Origin of the sequence: Amycolatopsis cynarae, from assembly GCF_026802195.1 — a bacterium.
Lineage (GTDB): Bacteria > Actinomycetota > Actinomycetes > Mycobacteriales > Pseudonocardiaceae > Amycolatopsis_E > Amycolatopsis_E rhizosphaerae.
Genome location: NZ_CP113836.1, coordinates 178,681 through 194,874 on the forward strand (window position 1 = coordinate 178,681; position 16,194 = coordinate 194,874).

Below are 16,194 nucleotides of genomic sequence, written 5' to 3' on the forward strand. Positions count from 1 at the left end.
CACTCGGGACTGTCGGCTCGCATTGGTGTCCTTGGTCCCTGGTCAGCGGTGACGCGGCGGGGAGAACCTGAGGGAAACCGGTACACCGTCGGAAGGCACTCCCATGACACACCAACCGGATCCGCTGTCCCACGCCGAGCAGACCGCCCGTGACTGGCTCGCGGTGATCGCCGACCGGCTGGGCAGCGACGACCGCCATTTCACCTACCGGGCACTCCGGGCGTGGCTGCATCTGGTGCGGGACCGGCTCACCGTGGAGAGCGCCGCGCACCTGGCGGCCCAGCTGCCGGAATTCCTGCGCGGCATGTTCTACGACGGGTGGAAGCCGAACAGGGTGCCGATCCGCTTCGACGCGAGGACGTTCGCGCAGAGGTTCGCCAGAGAGGCGGCGATCAGCCCGGGAGACGTGCCCGCGGTGGCCGGGGCCATCTCCGACGGACTGAGCGCGCTGTTCTCGCCCGGGCAACTGGACCACGTGTTCGCGCTGATGCCGTCGAGCCTGCGTGGCGAGCTGCAAGGCGAGGAGCTGCGCCCGACCGCCCCCGCGCCGCGCAGCAGCGGCGAGCACGTGCGCATCAACGCGCTGGAGGACAGCGTGATGGCACTGACCGAGGCGGTCTCGGCACTGGCTCGGGGCCTGGAAAACGTGCCCACCAACGAGCCACAGGGCGACCGCGCGGCGAAGGCGGCGCAGGAGGCACATCGCATCCTGATGTCGCAGGGCACGCCGCAGACCTGATCTGCGTGCTGAATTCACGTTCGGGCGGCGGCTCCGCGTCGCCGTGAAGGGCCCCTTCACGGCCGAATCGGCTGTGAAGGGCCCCTTCACGGTCAACACGAACCGGACTCCGGAGGCATGGGGCGGACAGCATAAGGCCCGCCCGGGGGCGGAGTCCCCGTCTTGCGACGATGGGTCAATCCAGGCTGTAAGCCTCGATGTCTAGTCCTGCACCTCGGGCGGGTCGCCGGGTTTCCCCGGTACCACCATGATGAACCCGTTCGCGCGTCCCGTCATGGGGCCGAAGGTCCCTCATTCGGGCAGGATTCCGGTGCGCTCCCCACCCTTGATCACATGCCCCTTCCCATAACACGCGTTTTGTCTCACTCTGAAGGAGAAGCACGACGGTGTGTTTCCGGGATCAGGGGGAGGCGGTGTGGCCTACCAGAACGTGGCCTACCAGAACGCACGACTGCTGCGGGCGCAGCTGCGGCGTGGCGCCGGGGTGTTCCGACCGGTCGGGCCGGTGCCGAGGGACATCGCGGTAGCACCCGAGCTGCCGCCCGGTGACGTGATCACGCTGCCCGGCCGGGGACCGGTGTTCGTGCGGCGGGCCGACGGGCCGGCGGGGGAGGTGCCCCTTCTCCTGTTGCACGGGGTGACGTGGTCGGCGGACATCAACTTCCACGGGGTGCTGGCACCACTGGCGAAGACCCGTCCGGTGATCGCGATGGACCAGCGCGGGCACGGCCGCGGCCTGCCCATCGCCGGGCCGGTGGAGATCGAGGACCTGGCCGACGACGCGGTGGCCGTGCTCGACGCGCTCGGCATCGAGAGGGCGATCTTCGGCGGGTTCTCCCTGGGCTGCCTGGTGTCCCTGCAGGCCGCGCTCCGGCACCGGGACCGGGTCGCCGGACTGGTACTCGGCGCGGGCTCGCTGTACTACCGGGATCTGGTGCGGGACCGGTTGTTCCTCGCCGCGGTCCGCCCGGCGACCGTGTTCGCCCGGCGGGGCCTCGGCGCCACCATCGCGGCGCGGTATTTCGGCATGAACCGGGCCAGGCGCAACGAGGAGTTCCGGCGGATCTGGCCCTGGTTGCGGGCCGAACTGGCGCGGACTCCGGCGTCGAGCGTGCTCGCGGTGCTGGGCGCGGTGGCGCGCTACGACCTGCGGCACCGGGTCGAGAGCTTGCGGGAGCTGCCGTCCGCGGTGGTCCTGACCACCGGGGACACCATCTGCCATCCGCGCATGCAGCAGGACCTGGCGGAGCGGCTCGGGGCGCGCATCGTCCGCGTGGACGGCGACCACGATCTGCCCTTCGCCGACCCCGATGCCTACCGAGAGGCGATGCTGACCGCCCTCACCCTGGTCACTCGTTAAGCGCGAGTCAGGCGCGCAGGTTCCCTGCTGGAGACTGCTGTGAAGGGACAGCAATTCCCTCCCATTTCAACTTATAACGCACCAGGGGGCTTGCGGCAAGACCCGGGTCGTGCCGCACAATCACCGGCCGAGGCCAGAACCTGCGGAAACGGGAGTCGCCAAGTGCGGGGGTACGAAGAGGAATTGCGGTCCGAGCGAAGCTATGTCGCCGGGCTCTACGCGCGGCTCGACGCCGAGCGCGCACGAGTGAGGGGTGAATACGAGGCGGCGTTGCGGGGAAACGGCGGGACGCCAAGGGAACGGGACGAGCAGGTGCGCGCGCTGGCCAAGGAGGGGAAGCGGCTGGCCGTGGCGGACGACGGGCTGTGCTTCGGTCGCCTGGACACCATTTCGGGTGAACATTCCTACGTCGGCCGGATCGGCCTTTTCGACGAGGACAACGAGTACGAACCGGTGTTGCTCGATTGGCGGGCTCCGGCGGCCCGCCCGTTCTACGTCGCCACCGGCGCGAACCCGGAGAACATGCGCCGACGCCGCCAGTTCCACACGCGGGGGCGTCAGGTGCTCGACTTCACCGACGAGGCGTTCGGCCGGCCCGGCGGTGACGAGCGAGGGGACGCGGCGCTGCTCGCGGCGGTCAACGCGCCGCGTGGTGAGGGGATGCGCGACATCGTGGCGACGATCCAGGCCGAGCAGGACGAGATCATCCGGCTCGATCACCCGGGGGTGCTGGTGATCGAGGGTGGCCCGGGCACGGGGAAGACGGTGGTGGCGCTGCACCGCGTCGCGTACCTGCTCTACACCCATCGTGAGCGGATGGAGCGCCACGGCGTGCTCGTGGTCGGGCCCAACCCGGCGTTTCTGCACCACATCGGCCGCGTGCTGCCGTCCCTCGGCGAGTCCGACGTGGTGTTCATGACGACCGGCGACTTCGTGCCCGGTCTGCGCGTCACCGCCGAAGATACCCCGGAAGCCGCACGGCTCAAGGGGTCGCTGAGGATCCTGGACGTGCTCGCGGCCGCGATCGCCGACCGGCAACGGCTGCCGGAGCAGCCGGTGCCGATCACACTGGGCGGTGTCACGGTGCGCATCGACGCCGAGACCGCGGAGTGGGCCAGGGAGGAGGCGCGCGCGAGCGGGCTGCCGCACAACGAAGCCCGCGCGGTGTTCGCCGAGATCGTCACGTACGTGGTCACCGAACGGGCGATAGGCCGCGTCGGCCGGGGCTGGCTGACCCGGGACGACCGTGAAGCATGGGAACAGCTGCGGGCGGACCTGCTCAAGGAGCTCGCGGACGACGACGCTTTCACCGCCGCGCTCGACGAACTCTGGCCGATACTGACGCCGGAGGCACTGTTGGCGTCGCTGTACACCTCTCCGGAAAGGCTGCGGGCGGCAGGCGCCGACCGGACGCTGTGGCGCGCCGACGGCGAAGCCTGGACGGTGCCGGACGTGCCGCTGCTCGACGAACTGGTCGACCTGCTGGGGCGTGACTCGGCCGCCGACAAGGCGGCCGAGGGGGCCGCCGAGCGGGAACGGGCGGCCGAGGCCGAGTACGCCGCCGGGGTGATGGACATCATGAAGCTGGACCGCGAGGAACTGGACGAGGACATCCAACTGGTCGCCGAGAACCTGCTCTACGCCGAGGACCTGGCGGACCGCTTCGTCGAGCGCGACACCCGTGACCTTGCCGAACGCGCGGCCGCGGACCGGGACTGGACCTACCGGCACATCGTGGTCGACGAGGCACAGGAACTGTCCGAAATGGACTGGCGGGTGCTGATGCGACGCTGTCCAGGCCGGTCCTTCACGGTGGTCGGCGATCTCGCTCAACGCCGGTCGGTGGCCGGAGCGACGTCGTGGGCGGAGATGCTGGAGCCGTACGTGCCGGGCCGCTGGGTCTACCGGCCGCTGTCGGTGAACTACCGGACCCCGGCGGAGATCATGGCCGTCGCCGCGGCACTGCTCGCCGAGTTCGCACCCGAGGTCCGGCCACCGGATTCGGTCCGGGCGTGCGGCGTCCTGCCGTGGGCCAGGAGGGTCACCGAGGACGAACTGCCCGGCGCCATCGAGGAATTCGTCCGGGAGGAGGCCGGTCGTGAGGGCACCAGCGTCGTGATCGGGCCACCGGGGGTGCCCGGCACGGTACCGGCGTCGGAGACGAAGGGCCTGGAGTACGACGCGGTCCTGGTCGTGGCACCGGAACGGATCCTCGCCGAAGGCCCGCGTGGCGCGGCCGACCTCTACGTCGCCCTCACCCGCGCCACCCAGCGCCTCGGCGTCCTGCACCAGGACCCGTTGCCGCACGCGCTGAGCGGACTGGCCGAAATCGGCGCACCCGCTCCCGCCTGATCCCTCACACCGGCGCGAACACCTCCCGGTGCTCGGCGACGAAGCGGTCGAAGGCGGTGGGCGGCGAGCCGGTGAGCACTTCGACGTCGGTGGTGACCGCGTCGGCACCACCGTCCCGGTACGCCTGGCTCACCTCGATCAGGGCATCGGCGTGGAAGTCGCTCATCCCGGCGCCGGTCATCGCCGCCCGAGCCTCCACATCGGACAGTGACAGGTACCGGACCGGTCGCCGCAGGACGCGGGACAGCACCTCCGCCGCGTCCTCGTAGGTCAGGGCGGCCGGTCCGGTGAGCCGGTAGGTGCGCGCCTCGTGACCTTCCTCGACGAGGGTGCGTGCGGCGGCGCGCGCGACGTCCCTGGCGTCGACGAAGCTGATCGGGGCCCGGGCCACCGGCTGGCCGAACGCGCCGCCGGACCGGATCGCCGGGGCCAGTTGCCGTGAGAAGTTCTGCATGAAGAAGTTCGGCCGCAGGAACGTCCACGCCACGCCCGCGCTTTCCAGCAGTTCTTCCACGGGCCGGTGCAGGCGCGCGATCGGGGTCAGCCCCTCGTCGGCCCGCCACACCGACAGCTTGACGATCCGCCGCACCCCAGCGCCGATCGCGGCGGTGACGGCGGCGGTCTCCTGCGCGCTCTGGTGCGGCCCCATCGCCCCGAGCAGGAAGACGGTGTCCACGCCGTCGAGTGCGGGCCGGATCGTCTCCGGCCGGTCCAGGTCCACCGTGACCGCATCCTGGCCGCGAGCGAGCGCCTGGCTGGTCCGCTCCGGCCGGTGGCAGGCGGCCCGCGCAGGCCGCCCCCGGGCGTTCAACTCGCCGAGCACGGCCGAACCGACCGTTCCCCCTGCGCCGAAGACGAGAATCATCGCGGTCTTCTCCCCCATCTCCCTCGGTGACCGTGTGCCGTCAGTATGACCGCACGCACCGACAAAAACGCCTCAGTGCGCGGCGCCGCCGAGAACGTGCTCACGGCCCCAGGCACTCAGCGGGGCGAGCGCCGCGTTGAGCGCGATGCCCGGCCCGGTCAGCGAGTACTCGACCCGCGGCGGCACCTCGTCGAAGACCTCCCGGTGCACGATGCCGTCCTCCTCCAGTTCACGGAGATGGGAGGCGAGCACCTTTTCGGTGATGCCCGGCAGCAGGCGCCGCAGTTCGCCGAAGCGGCACCGCCGCTCGTCGAGCGCCCACAGGATGAGCACCTTCCACTTGCCGCCGATCACGCTCATGCGTACTTGAGGGTTTCCGCCCTTGCCACGAGCCTAATCGGCATGTCGGAACGCACTCCTCTCACACTTCTCGGGCTCGGTGCGATGGGCACCGCGCTCGGCCGTTCCTGGCTTCGCGCCGGGCATCCCGTCACGGTGTGGAACCGGACTCCTGCCCGCGCCGAGCCGCTCGTCGACGAGGGCGCCACGGTCGCCACTTCGGCGGCCGAAGCCGTTGCGGCCAACCAGCTGGTCGTGACCTGCCTGCTCGACGACGCCTCGGTCGGCGAGACACTGACCGAAGTGGACCTCGCGGGCCGTGATCTGGTCAACCTCACTACCGGAACGCCCGCGCAGGCCCGGGCACTGGCGGACTGGGCCGCCGCGCGCGGCGCCCGGTTCCTCGACGGCGGGATCATGGCGGTACCGCCGATGATCGGTGTTCCCGGTTCGGGCGGCTACGTCTTCTACAGCGGCTCACGCGAACTGTTCGATCGGCGCCGGGAAACGCTCGCCGTCCCCGCGGGAACCACTTACGTGGGCGAGGATCCGGGGTTCGCCGCGTTGCACGACGTCGCCCTGCTGAGCGCGATGACGGGTATGCTCGCCGGGATAGCGCACGCGTTCGCCTTGGTACGCGGGGAAAACATCGCGCCCAAGGAGTTCGCGCCGCTGCTCGCGGGCTGGCTCACCGCGATGACCGCCGCCGCGCACAAGGCAGCCGACCAGATCGAACACGGCGACTACTCGCGAGGCGTGGTCTCGAACCTCGCCATGCAGGTCGCGGCGAGCGGGACCCTTCTCGACACTGCCGAGGAGCAGGGCGTGAGCGCGGAACTGCTCCTGCCCTATCTGAACCTGATGGAACGAAGGCTCGCCGCCGGGCACGGTGACGAGGACACCACGGGTGTCGTCGAGCTGTTGCCGAAGCCAGTGCCGTGAAGACCCTTCACGGCACTCCTCAGCCGGTGGCGCGGATCTGGATCTGCCCGTCGGCCACCCTGGTCTCGTACACCGGCTGGGGACTGCTGGCGGGCCCGCGCTCGATGTGGCCGTCGGCGAGGCGGAAGGTGCTGCCGTGCCAAGGGCAGGTGACGCAGACGTCGTCGAAATTGCCTTTCTCCAGTGGTCCTCCGGCGTGACTGCACACGGCGTCGAGCGCGTGGATCCGCTCGTCCACCCGGTACAACAGCACGGCCGTGCCCTGGGTTTCGACGCGCCGGGCCTGGCGATCCGCCAGTTCGGCGGCCGGTAGCACCGGGGTCCACTCCGACGGCGGGTTGTGCCACGCGGTGCGGTTGACGTTGACGCCCCGCACGTACCCGAGGTGGCCGCCGAGGTAGGCGCCCGCACCGGCGACGGAGAGCCCCGCCAGCCCCAGCACCCGGCCCGCCCCGCGCCTGCCGCGCAGGCGGGCGACGAGGGATGCCAGGTACAGGCACAGTGCGGTGCTGTTGGCGGCGGCGTGCACGAAGCCGACCCGGGCCTCGGCGCCCAGCGTGTCCGACCAGTCGTTCAGCCCGCTCGCCGCGGTCGGGACCGCGGCCACCGCCCCGGTGGCGACCAGCAGGTCGGCGGCCGGGGCCAGGGTGCGGCCGCCGACGGTGTCCAGCAGCGCGGCCATGCTCCACGCCCCGATCGGCACGTCGGTGAGCATCGGGTGCAGGGGGTGGCCGAGGTTGGTGCCGCTGAGCAGGTTCCGCACCGTCCGGTGCCGCAGCAGCCTCCGCACCCGCGCGGCCACCGGTTTCGCCACCGCGTCCAGTGCCTCCAGGCGTTCTACGCGGCGGGCCAGCTGGTGCAGTGTGCTCATGGCGGACTCCCGGTGTCGAGGAACTCGGTACCAGCTCAAACCCTTCCCGCTGCGCACGGTTCGAAACCCCCACGATCGATACGGGGCCGCCACGCTCGGCCGGTGTCGGGTGCCCTCAAGGTCGCCTTGAGGGCACGACCCCCTGACCGGATCGGCGGCGCCCGGCCCTGAGCCGGAGCCGTTCGGCGGTTTCCTCGTCCGCGGGCAGGAAGGCCTCCAGGTGGAGTTCGGCGAGCGTGACGTCGGTGGCGGTGGCGAACGAAGTCAGCAGGGTGATCAGGCGCAGTTCACCGTCGGCCGAGGCGAGCCGCAGGGGCACGGAGAAACCGAGGTGGCCGGGGCCGACCGGGTTGCGGGGAAGGTAGCCGGCGAGTTCGGCGACGAACCCGTCCAGCCCCGGGTCGGGGCTCCGCCGCGCCCGGGCACGCAGGTTTTCCACGACGTGCCGTCCCCATTCGCCGAGGTTGCCGACGCGGCGGGCCATCCCGTCCGGGTGGAGCATCAGCCGCAGCAGGTTGACCGGCGGGGTGAGCAGCTCGGGTGCCGCGCCCTCGGTGAACACCCCGACGGCTTCGTTGGCCGCCACGACCCGCCCGTACGGTGCGAGGACGAGCGCGGGATACGGCAGGTGCCCGCGCAGGATCTCGTCGAGGGCGGTGCGGACCGGGCGCAGCACCCCTTCGTCCAAAGAGGACTCGGTGAACGCGGGGAGGTAACCGGCCGCGGTGAGCAGGTCGTTGCGCTCGCGCAGCGACAGGCCCAGTGCCTCGGACAGGCGGATCACGATCGCCCGTCCCGGCTGGGATCGCCCGCTTTCGATGAAGCTCACGTGCCGCTGGGTGGTGTCCGCCAGTGCGGCGAGGTCCAGCTGGCTCAGCCGCCGGATCCGGCGCCAGCGCTTCAGTTCCACGCCGATACCGGCCTGCTCGGTTGTGCTGCTCACCAGGTGGTTCTACCCGTTCCGGGGCTTCTCCGCGATTCCCTCGAAGGAATTGCCGCGCCTGCCTTTCGGCCGCAGGATCGGCGTCCGGCGCCGATCCTGCGGCGCCAAACCCCGTGATCCCAAGGAGTACTGGCGATGAAGAGTTACCACCTCGTTCCCTGCCGCGGCCTCGCGGGCCTGACCGTCCGGGAGCGGGAAGAGCCCGAACCGGGACGGCGGCAGGTCGTGGTCCGCATCCGGGCGAACGCGATCGGCTACCGCGACCTGATGGTGCTGGCCGGCGACTACCCGCTGCCGATCCGGCCGGGTGTGGTGCCCGGCTGCGAGGGCGCGGGCGAGGTGGTGGCCGTCGGTGCGGACGTGACCCGGGTCCGGCCGGGGGACCGGGTGGCGGCCACCGTCTTCCCGCGCTGGCTCGACGGGCCCTTCCGGCGGGACGACGCGGCACAACTCGGCACCATGCTCGACGGTGTGCTCACCGAGTACGCCGTGCTCGACGAGGACGGCGTGGTGCCCATCCCGGAACACCTCTCGTTCGAGGAGGCCGCCGCGTTCCCGCTGGCGGCGGTGACCGCGTGGAACGCACTGAGCGGCAGCGGTGCCCTCCGGCCCGGCGCGACCGTGCTGACCCTCGGCTCGGGCGGGGTATCGCTGTTCGCGCTGCAGTTCGCGAAGCTGGCCGGAGCAAGGGTGATCGTCACGACCTCCGGTGCGGAGAAGGCCCGGCGGTTGCGTGACCTCGGGGCGGACGAGGTGATCGACTACCGCGCCGACCCCGTCTGGTGGCCGCTGGTGCGCGACCTGACCGGGGACGAGGGCGCCGACTGCGTCGTCGATGCGACCGGACCGCTGGAGCAGTCGCTGCGCTCGGTCGCGGTGCGCGGCGAGGTGGCGCTCGTGGGCTACTGGCTTTCCGGCGCGGAAGGCGCGCGGCCGGTGGAGCCGGGGCTGCTGTTCGGCTCGGGTGCGGTCGTCCGTCCCGTGGCCACCGGAAGCCGGGCGCACTTCCGGGAGCTGAACCGGGCGGTGGCGGCGCACCGCCTGCGCCCGGTGCTGGACCGGGTGTTCCCGTTCACACAGGTCCGCGACGCCTTCGAGTACTGCGAGGCGGGAGGCGGCTTCGGGAAGGTGATCATCAGCCACGCGAGCTGAAGCGGCGAGGAGTCGCGCGCCGTTATCGAAAACACCACTGCCATGAGCGTGGCCGAGGAGTAGGTTGATCACCGGTCGAAGTCGAGCCGGGAGGAATGCCGTGGCCAGGGATGCCTCGGCCGTGGGGCGGGTCGGTGAACTCGTGCACCCGACGCGGGGCGCGGACGGCCCGGGCGAGGTCAAGGTCAGGATCCGGGGAGCCTCCGAGATCTACCTGGCGTGGTCGGAGGAACCGCTTCCGGCCGGAACCGCCGTGCTCGTCGTCGAATCCCGCGGAGCCCGCACCGTCGACGTCGTCCCATGGTCATCACCTCTTCTCGATTAGGAGACAACGATGTTCGGCTATCACGTTCCGGCGCCCGACGAGGCGATGCTGATCTCCGGCGGCAAGGGCGGTCATGACGGCAGCCCGTTCCGGGTGGTGACCGGGCACGGAGCCTTCGTGATGCCCTTCTTCCGCAAGGTCCGTTACATGACGCTGGCGATGGCCGAAGCGGAGGTGGAAGAGGTCTGCGTGAGCCGCCAGGGGATCGCGCTGAACGTCCGCGCGGTCATCGCGTTCAAGGTCGGCAACGACGAGGAGAGCATCATCAACGCCGCGCAGCGGTTCCTGTCCGACCAGGACCAGATGACGGTGCTGACGGGGCGCATCTTCGCCGGTCACCTGCGCTCGATCGTGGGCTCGATGACGGTCGAGGACATCATCACCGAGCGGCAGAAGCTGGCCACCGAGGTGCTCGACGGGTCCAAGGCCGAGATGGCCAAGATCGGCCTCACCGTGGACTCGCTGCAGATCCGGTCCATCGACGACATGAAGATCGGCTACATCGCCGCGATGGCCGCTCCGCACAACGCCGAAATCCAGCGGAAGGCGAAGGTCGCGCAGGCGCAGGCCAATCAGGCGGCGGTCGAGGCGGAGCAGGAATCCCAGCGCCGCCAGGCGGAATACGCGCGCCAGACCGCGATCGTGCAGGCCCAGTACAAGGCCGAGGTGGACCGGGCGCAGGCCGAGGCCGGGCAGGCCGGCCCGCTCGCGCAGGCCGAAGCGCAGCGCGAGGTCATCGCGATGCAGACCGAACTCGCGCAGCGCGAAGCCGAACTGCGTCAGCAGCAGCTCGTCGCCGAGGTCATCAAGCCGGCGGACGCGGAGGCCGAGCGGGTCCGCATCCTGGCGCAGGCCGACGCGGAGAAGATGCGCATCCAGGCCGAGGCCGCGGCGTCGTTCAACCGGGTCGCGCTGGACCGCATGCTCATCGACCAGCTGCCGCAGATCGTGCGCGAGGCGGCACAGGGACTGGCGGGGGCGAACGTGAACATCCTCAACGGTGCCGACGGTATGGGCGAGCTGGCCGCCGGGCTGGTCGGCCAGGGCATGGCGATCCTCGATTCGGTGAAGAAGGGGCTCGGCGGCGGCAAGCCGGAGATCCAGAGCGGCGAACACCAGTGAAAGGCTGCCGTGAAGGGTCCCTTCACAGTCGTGTCGACCGTGAAGGGATCCTTCACGGCAATCCGTAGCACTTGTTCCGCGGGACCGGCGGCCACCAGGATGGCCTCGTGATCACTGCGGGATCGGCCATGATGACTGAATTCGAAGATCTGTCCACCGCGCTGCTGACCGACGCGTGCGTCCGGCTCGGCGTTCCGCTGCGCCTCGCCCCGGCCGGTATCGGCGCGGTCCCGCCGGGCGCGCGGATCGCGGGGCGCGCCCTGCCGTCGCGGCATTACGGCAGTGTGGACGTGTTCCTGGAGGCGTTCGGCGGCGCCGAGGCGGGGGACGTGCTGGTCGTGGACAACGGCGGGCGGACGGACGAAGCCTGCGTCGGGGATCTCGTGGTGCTGGAGGCGCAGGCCGCGGGTCTGGCCGGTCTGGTCGTGTGGGGCCTGCACCGCGACACGGCGGAACTGAAGCAGATCGGGCTCCCGGTGTTCAGCTACGGCACCTACCCCTCGGGGCCGGTGCGGCTGGACGAACCGGAGCCGGAGGTACTGACCAGTGCCCGGTTCGGCGGCGTCGTGGTCACCGGCGCGGACCTGGTCTTCGGCGACGAGGACGGCGTGCTGTTCCTCGCGGCGGACCGGGCCGGCGAGGTGCTCGCCACCGCACGCCGGATCAGCCGGACCGAAAAGGACCAGGCCGTGAAGATCCGTGCCGGGGAAACGATGCGCGTGCAGACGAGGTTCGACGACTATCTCGCCCGGCGGGCCGCCGATCCGGCCTACAGTTTCCGGCGGCACCTGCGCCGGATCGGCGGAGCCATCGAAGAGTGACGGCGCACCGGGAGTTCACGCGGCGCTGCCCCTTTTGGCTTCCAGGGTCGGGTAATCGGTGTATCCGGCTTCCCCGCCCACGTACATCAGGTACCGGTCGCGCACGGCGTTGAGCGGGGCGCCCGTGCGTAGCCGCGCCACCAGGTCGGGATTGGCCAGGAAGGCGCGGCCGAGGGAGATGAGGTCCGCCCCCGCGGCCAGCAGCCGTCCGGCCTTGGCGCGGCCGCCGTCGTCGGCGATCGGACCGGGGAAGGGCGAATCCGGGTTCGCGATGAGCGCGCCCGGCCAGGCGCGGCGGAGACGCTGGAACAGGGGCCGGTCCGGGTCCGCGTGGACGATGTGCAGATATGCCAGGCCGCTCCCGGCGAGCGCGCCGATGAGGGCGGGGTAGAGCGTGTCGGTGTCGGTCTCGGCAATGCCGTTGGCGGTGCCCCCAGGGGAGATGCGCAGTCCCACGCGCTCCGGCCCGATCGCCGCGGCGACCGCGTGCACGACCTCGACCACGAACCGGATCCGGCCGGCGACCGAACCGCCGTAGCCGTCGGTGCGGCGGTTGGTGTCCTCGGTGAGGAACTGGTGCAGGAGGTAGCCGTTCGCGGCGTGCACCTCCACCCCGGCGAACCCGGCGGCGATCGCGTTGCGGGCCGCGGCGGCGAAGTCGGCGATGGTGGACTGGATGTCTTCGACGGTCATCTCGCGGGGCACCACGGTGGGCTGGTGGCCCTCTGGCGTGAAGATCGTGCCGGGGAGGGGGACCGGTGAGGGCGCGACGGGGGGCAGGCCGCTGTTGGCGGGATGGCCGACCCGCCCGCCGTGCTGGATCTGGAGGAACATCCGGCCACCGGCCGCCCGCACCGCGTCGGTGACCCGCCGCCAGCCGGTGACGTGCGCTTCGTCGTGGATCGCCGGGATGTTCGGGTAGGTCAGTCCCACGGCGTTCGGCGTGGCGGCCTCCGCGATGATCAGTCCGGCCGAGGCGCGCTGGGCGTAGTAGGTCGCCATGAGCGGTCCGGGGACGCCGTCGGCGTCGGCGCGGTTACGGGTCATCGGCGCCATGACCAAGCGGTTCGGCAGGTCCAGGGCGCCGAGGCTTACGGGTTCGAAGAGCTGGGGAACGGTGGTTGTGTCGGTCATGACGAAACGGTAAGAGTTGACATTGGTGTCAGATTCAAGTCGCGGCGAGGTGGGGAATGCGGATCGGTGAACTGGCCCGGCGCACGGGCGTGAGCGAGCGGTCGTTGCGGTACTACGAGCAGCAGGGCCTGCTCGCCTCGGAGCGCACTCCCGGTGGTCACCGTGACTATCCCGAGGCCGCGGTGGACCGGGTCATCCGCATCCAGGAGCTCTTCGCCGCGGGGCTGCACAGCAAGAAGATCGCCCAGTTGCTCCCGTGCATTCGTGACGCGGACGGCGGCCCGTCCGAGATCGCCGACCGGAAGCTCGTCGACGATCTCGCCCGGGAACAGGAGCGCATCGACGCGATGATCTCCGATCTGGTGCGCTCCCGCGAGGTCCTGGGCGATGTGATCGAGGCCGCCTCAGGCAGGCGCTGACGGGCGTTCCTTGGGGAGGAGGAACACCAGCACCGTCGCCGCGGCCGCGCCGACGAGGGTGAAAACCGAGGCCATGGCCAGTCCGTGCCCGGCCGCCGCGACCCGGTCCTGCCCGGTGGGGTGGAAGGCACCGAAGAACACGATTCCGATCCCGGCGACGCCCAGCGCGCCGCCGACCTGCTGCGCCGTGGACAGCAGGCCGGAGGCCATCCCGGCGTCCTCGGGGGCGATCCGGGCCAGAACCGTGTTCAGCAGGGGTGTGATGAGCAGTCCGCCGCCCATGCTCTGCAGCATGAGCGTGGGAATGACCAGCCCCGGCGTCAGGTGCGGCCCGAAGCCGAGTACGAGCACGGTGGACGCGTAGCCCAGGGTCATCACGATGGCGCCGACCTCCAGCACCCGGCGTCCGTGGACCGGGACGAGTCTGCCCGCGATGAGGCTGAAGACGAAGAAGGTCACCGCGGCCGGGGTGTACACCAGGCCCGAGCTCAGCGCCGACAGACCGAGGCCGTCCTGCATCGCCACCGAGAGCACGAGGTAGTACGAGGTCAGCAGCGCGTAGACGGCGAGCACGAGCACGATCCCGACCGAGAACGGGCGTGCGGCGAACAGCGACAGCCGGATCAGCGGGTCGGCGACCCGGCGTTCGAGTGCGACGAACACCGCGAAACAGCCGAACGCGGCCAGGAAACTCGGCCAGGTCCACCACGGCCAGCCCGCCTCGCGGCCCTGGATGAGCGGAACGGCGAACGCCAGCAGCGCCGCGCTGAGCACCACGACGCCGGGAAGGTCCAGCTTGCGCGCCCGTGCCGCGCGGGATTCCGTGAGGTACCGCCCGGCGAGGACGATCGTGACCAGCCCGATCGGCACGTTGATCCAGAACACCGGGCGCCAGCCCGAACCGAACAGATCGGCGGAGACCAGCAGGCCGCCGATCAGCTGTCCGCCGATGGTGGCGAGACCGATCACCACGCCCAGCACGCCGTACGTCCGGTGCCGGTCCTTTTCGGACACCAGGACGGTGATCGTGGCGAACACCTGGGGAACCATCAGTGCCGACCCCAGTCCCTCGGCGACCCGCGCCGCGACGAGGGTGGCCCCGGTTCCCGCCAGCGCGCACGCGATGGAGGCGGCGGTGAACAGTGCCATGCCGCCAAGGAAGATCCGCTTCCGCCCGTACAGGTCGCCGAGGCGCCCGCCGGTGATGAGGAACACCGCGTAGGTGAGCTGATAGCCGGTCAGTACCCACTGCAGTTCGCCGCTCGTGGCGCCGAGATCGGCCTGGATCACCGGTCCGGCCACCACGACGATGAACGAGTCGAGGATCGCCATGAACAGGGCGGCCATGACGATCGGCACCGCAGGCTGCCTCGAAGTCCGTTGTTCCACGGTCGTCATGACAGCTCCTTCGAGAGCACAGTGGACAGTGCTTTGAGGACCTCGGCGGCCATGACGGCCTGTCCCGAGGCGGAGAAGTGGATGCGGTCGGCGCTCAGCAGGCTTGGCCGGGTGTTGACCTCGTGGTCCCACATGTCCACGACCAGTGCGCGCTGCTCGGCCGCGACGGTGCGGATGATGTCGTTGAGCCGCCGCACCCGGGCCGGGAAGTCCGGGAACGTCGCGATGTCGAAGGCCTTGCCGAGGGTGAAAGTGATCAGCAGGGCGCCGGATCCGGCGGCCAGGCGGTACAGCCGCCGCAGGGAATCCTCGATCGCGGCGAAATCGGGCTCGCGCCGCCACAAGTCGTTCGCGCCGCAGGAGAGGTGGAGCAGGTCTGGGCCGAACGAGAGCATTCCCTCGGCCTGTTCCGCGAGCGTCTGTTCGATGGTGGCGCCGATCGTGCCGGTGTTCCGGTAGGCCAGGCCGGGGTTGACCCGCCGCAGCGCGTCGGCGACCCGGGTGCCCCACGGCAGGGTCGCGTAGCCCGGGCTCGGATCGCCGGTGCCCGCGGCGAGGCTGTCGCCGATCACCCCGAAGCGGCGCCACGGCGCGCCCGTGAGCAGCCGTGCCGCGGCGGTGGGCGGCAGGCACAGGGGGTCGGTCTCTTCGGTGAGAGCGGTCGTTGTGTCGGTCACCGAAGTAACCATACGATCGGTCGTATTGTTTGTGCAAGGCCTGTGGGAGGATGGGACTCGTGACCGAGCACGCGGAGATCACCGACCAACGGCTCCTGCGGGGAGCCCGCACGCGGCAGTCGGTGGCGCGCCACGCCGTCGACGTCGCTTCGCTGGAGGGGCTCAGCGGGCTGAGCCTCGGGCGGCTGGCCGCGGATCTGGGCCTCAGCAAGAGCGGGGTGCAGGCACTGTTCGTGACCAAGGAAAACCTGCAGGTCGCGGCGGCCGAAGCGGCGCGAGAGGCGTTCGCGGGCGCGGTGGTGGAGCCCGCGCTGGCGTCCCCGCGCGGCGCCGCCAGGCTACGCGCCCTCGTCGAAGGCTGGCTGTCCTATGTGGAGACGCCACTGTTCCCGGGTGGCTGTTTCTGGGCGGCCAACCTGCCCGAGTTCGACTCCAGGCCCGGGCCGGTCCGGGAGGCGCTCGTCCGGCACCAGCGGGAATGGCGCGGCCTGCTGGCCGGTGAGCTGCGGGAAGCGGTGAAGGCGGGGGAAGCGGGCGAGCTCGATCCGGACCTCGTGGCCTTCCAGCTCGACGCCGTCCTCTGGGCCACCAACACCGCGCTGCGTGTGGGCGAGAAGGAAGCCACCGCCCGGGCCCGCCGCATCCTCGACGGATTCCTCACCCCAGCCCCATCCTGACCCGCCCCACCCCCCGTCCGGGCGAAGGACTGCCGTGAGGGGTCCCCTCACAGGAAAG

Annotated in this window: 17 protein-coding genes; 10 read left to right on the forward strand and 7 right to left on the reverse strand. The window is 70.9% G+C overall.

Annotated features, from left to right (window positions below):
- Window positions 1–103 precede the first annotated feature (103 nt).
- From ORV05_RS00940 to helR, 3 genes are all read left to right on the forward strand, one after another.
- Window positions 104–739, forward strand: coding sequence for a DUF2267 domain-containing protein (locus ORV05_RS00940; RefSeq protein WP_268756551.1), 636 nt, complete (start codon window positions 104–106; stop codon window positions 737–739).
- A gap of 415 nt (window positions 740–1,154) precedes the next feature.
- The gene (locus tag ORV05_RS00945; RefSeq protein WP_268756552.1) at window positions 1,155–2,099 is read left to right on the forward strand and encodes an alpha/beta fold hydrolase; all 945 of its coding nucleotides are present in this window, start codon (window positions 1,155–1,157) and stop codon (window positions 2,097–2,099) included.
- 183 nt (window positions 2,100–2,282) lie between these two features.
- On the forward strand, window positions 2,283–4,451 hold the full coding sequence (gene helR / locus ORV05_RS00950) for an RNA polymerase recycling motor ATPase HelR (RefSeq protein ID WP_268756553.1): 2,169 nt from the start codon (window positions 2,283–2,285) through the stop codon (window positions 4,449–4,451).
- Window positions 4,452–4,455: 4 nt separating this feature from the next.
- Here helR and ORV05_RS00955 read toward each other — a convergent pair whose 3' ends face one another.
- Window positions 4,456–5,334 carry an NmrA family NAD(P)-binding protein gene (locus tag ORV05_RS00955; RefSeq protein WP_268756554.1) on the reverse strand — a complete coding sequence of 293 codons (879 nt, stop codon included), beginning with the start codon at window positions 5,332–5,334 and terminating at the stop codon, window positions 4,456–4,458.
- A 54-nt stretch (window positions 5,335–5,388) separates the two neighbouring features.
- A complete protein-coding gene (locus ORV05_RS00960) occupies window positions 5,389–5,676 on the reverse strand; it encodes a winged helix-turn-helix transcriptional regulator (protein ID WP_268756555.1) in 288 nt (95 codons plus the stop codon).
- A 42-nt stretch (window positions 5,677–5,718) separates the two neighbouring features.
- On the opposite strand from ORV05_RS00960, the gene ORV05_RS00965 reads away from it, so the two are divergent.
- Window positions 5,719–6,597 carry an NAD(P)-dependent oxidoreductase gene (locus ORV05_RS00965; RefSeq protein ID WP_268756556.1) on the forward strand — a complete coding sequence of 293 codons (879 nt, stop codon included), beginning with the start codon at window positions 5,719–5,721 and terminating at the stop codon, window positions 6,595–6,597.
- 19 nt (window positions 6,598–6,616) lie between these two features.
- Here the strand turns inward: ORV05_RS00965 and ORV05_RS00970 are convergent, their stop codons facing one another.
- A complete protein-coding gene (locus tag ORV05_RS00970) occupies window positions 6,617–7,468 on the reverse strand; it encodes a Rieske (2Fe-2S) protein (protein WP_268756557.1) in 852 nt (283 codons plus the stop codon).
- Window positions 7,469–7,583: 115 nt separating this feature from the next.
- A complete protein-coding gene (locus ORV05_RS00975; protein WP_268756558.1) occupies window positions 7,584–8,411 on the reverse strand; it encodes a helix-turn-helix domain-containing protein in 828 nt (275 codons plus the stop codon).
- 135 nt (window positions 8,412–8,546) lie between these two features.
- Here ORV05_RS00975 and ORV05_RS00980 point away from each other — a divergent pair, with 135 nt between their 5' ends.
- From ORV05_RS00980 to ORV05_RS00995, 4 genes are all read left to right on the forward strand, one after another.
- Window positions 8,547–9,563 (forward strand): zinc-dependent alcohol dehydrogenase family protein, encoded by a 1,017-nt coding sequence (locus tag ORV05_RS00980; RefSeq protein WP_268756559.1) that lies wholly within the window; start codon window positions 8,547–8,549, stop codon window positions 9,561–9,563.
- Window positions 9,564–9,663: 100 nt separating this feature from the next.
- Window positions 9,664–9,888 (forward strand): NfeD family protein, encoded by a 225-nt coding sequence (locus tag ORV05_RS00985; protein ID WP_268756560.1) that lies wholly within the window; start codon window positions 9,664–9,666, stop codon window positions 9,886–9,888.
- A gap of 9 nt (window positions 9,889–9,897) precedes the next feature.
- Window positions 9,898–11,010 carry a flotillin family protein gene (locus ORV05_RS00990; RefSeq protein ID WP_268756561.1) on the forward strand — a complete coding sequence of 371 codons (1,113 nt, stop codon included), beginning with the start codon at window positions 9,898–9,900 and terminating at the stop codon, window positions 11,008–11,010.
- A 131-nt stretch (window positions 11,011–11,141) separates the two neighbouring features.
- Complete coding sequence (locus ORV05_RS00995; RefSeq protein WP_407652663.1) at window positions 11,142–11,831, forward strand: RraA family protein; 690 nt, start codon at window positions 11,142–11,144, stop codon at window positions 11,829–11,831.
- Window positions 11,832–11,846: 15 nt separating this feature from the next.
- Here the strand turns inward: ORV05_RS00995 and ORV05_RS01000 are convergent, their stop codons facing one another.
- A complete protein-coding gene (locus tag ORV05_RS01000) occupies window positions 11,847–12,965 on the reverse strand; it encodes an alkene reductase (RefSeq protein ID WP_268756563.1) in 1,119 nt (372 codons plus the stop codon).
- 56 nt (window positions 12,966–13,021) lie between these two features.
- Between ORV05_RS01000 and ORV05_RS01005 the strand changes: the two genes are divergently transcribed.
- Window positions 13,022–13,384: a MerR family transcriptional regulator gene (locus ORV05_RS01005; protein WP_268756564.1), complete on the forward strand. Its 363-nt coding sequence runs from the start codon at window positions 13,022–13,024 to the stop codon at window positions 13,382–13,384.
- Here ORV05_RS01005 and ORV05_RS01010 read toward each other — a convergent pair.
- Window positions 13,370–14,782, reverse strand: coding sequence for an MFS transporter (locus ORV05_RS01010; RefSeq protein ID WP_268756565.1), 1,413 nt, complete (start codon window positions 14,780–14,782; stop codon window positions 13,370–13,372). The genes ORV05_RS01005 and ORV05_RS01010 overlap by 15 nt on opposite strands.
- On the reverse strand, window positions 14,779–15,459 hold the full coding sequence (locus ORV05_RS01015) for an SGNH/GDSL hydrolase family protein (RefSeq protein WP_268756566.1): 681 nt from the start codon (window positions 15,457–15,459) through the stop codon (window positions 14,779–14,781). The genes ORV05_RS01010 and ORV05_RS01015 overlap by 4 nt, the downstream gene beginning before the upstream one ends.
- A gap of 59 nt (window positions 15,460–15,518) precedes the next feature.
- Between ORV05_RS01015 and ORV05_RS01020 the strand changes: the two genes are divergently transcribed.
- Window positions 15,519–16,136 (forward strand): TetR/AcrR family transcriptional regulator, encoded by a 618-nt coding sequence (locus ORV05_RS01020; protein ID WP_268756568.1) that lies wholly within the window; start codon window positions 15,519–15,521, stop codon window positions 16,134–16,136.
- Window positions 16,137–16,194: the final 58 nt, after the last annotated feature.

Bases quoted from the DNA above. Each gene is read 5' to 3' on its own strand.
- ORV05_RS00940 (WP_268756551.1), top strand. From the start codon at position 104: ATGACACACCAACCGGATCCGCTGTCCCACGCCGAGCAGACCGCCCGT.
- ORV05_RS00955 (WP_268756554.1), bottom strand. From the start codon at position 5,334: ATGGGGGAGAAGACCGCGATGATTCTCGTCTTCGGCGCAGGGGGAACG.
- ORV05_RS00960 (WP_268756555.1), bottom strand. From the start codon at position 5,676: ATGAGCGTGATCGGCGGCAAGTGGAAGGTGCTCATCCTGTGGGCGCTC.
- ORV05_RS00965 (WP_268756556.1), top strand. From the start codon at position 5,719: ATGTCGGAACGCACTCCTCTCACACTTCTCGGGCTCGGTGCGATGGGC.
- ORV05_RS00970 (WP_268756557.1), bottom strand. From the start codon at position 7,468: ATGAGCACACTGCACCAGCTGGCCCGCCGCGTAGAACGCCTGGAGGCA.
- ORV05_RS00980 (WP_268756559.1), top strand. From the start codon at position 8,547: ATGAAGAGTTACCACCTCGTTCCCTGCCGCGGCCTCGCGGGCCTGACC.
- ORV05_RS00990 (WP_268756561.1), top strand. From the start codon at position 9,898: ATGTTCGGCTATCACGTTCCGGCGCCCGACGAGGCGATGCTGATCTCC.
- ORV05_RS00995 (WP_407652663.1), top strand. From the start codon at position 11,142: ATGACTGAATTCGAAGATCTGTCCACCGCGCTGCTGACCGACGCGTGC.
- ORV05_RS01000 (WP_268756563.1), bottom strand. From the start codon at position 12,965: ATGACCGACACAACCACCGTTCCCCAGCTCTTCGAACCCGTAAGCCTC.
- ORV05_RS01005 (WP_268756564.1), top strand. From the start codon at position 13,022: ATGCGGATCGGTGAACTGGCCCGGCGCACGGGCGTGAGCGAGCGGTCG.
- ORV05_RS01010 (WP_268756565.1), bottom strand. From the start codon at position 14,782: ATGACGACCGTGGAACAACGGACTTCGAGGCAGCCTGCGGTGCCGATC.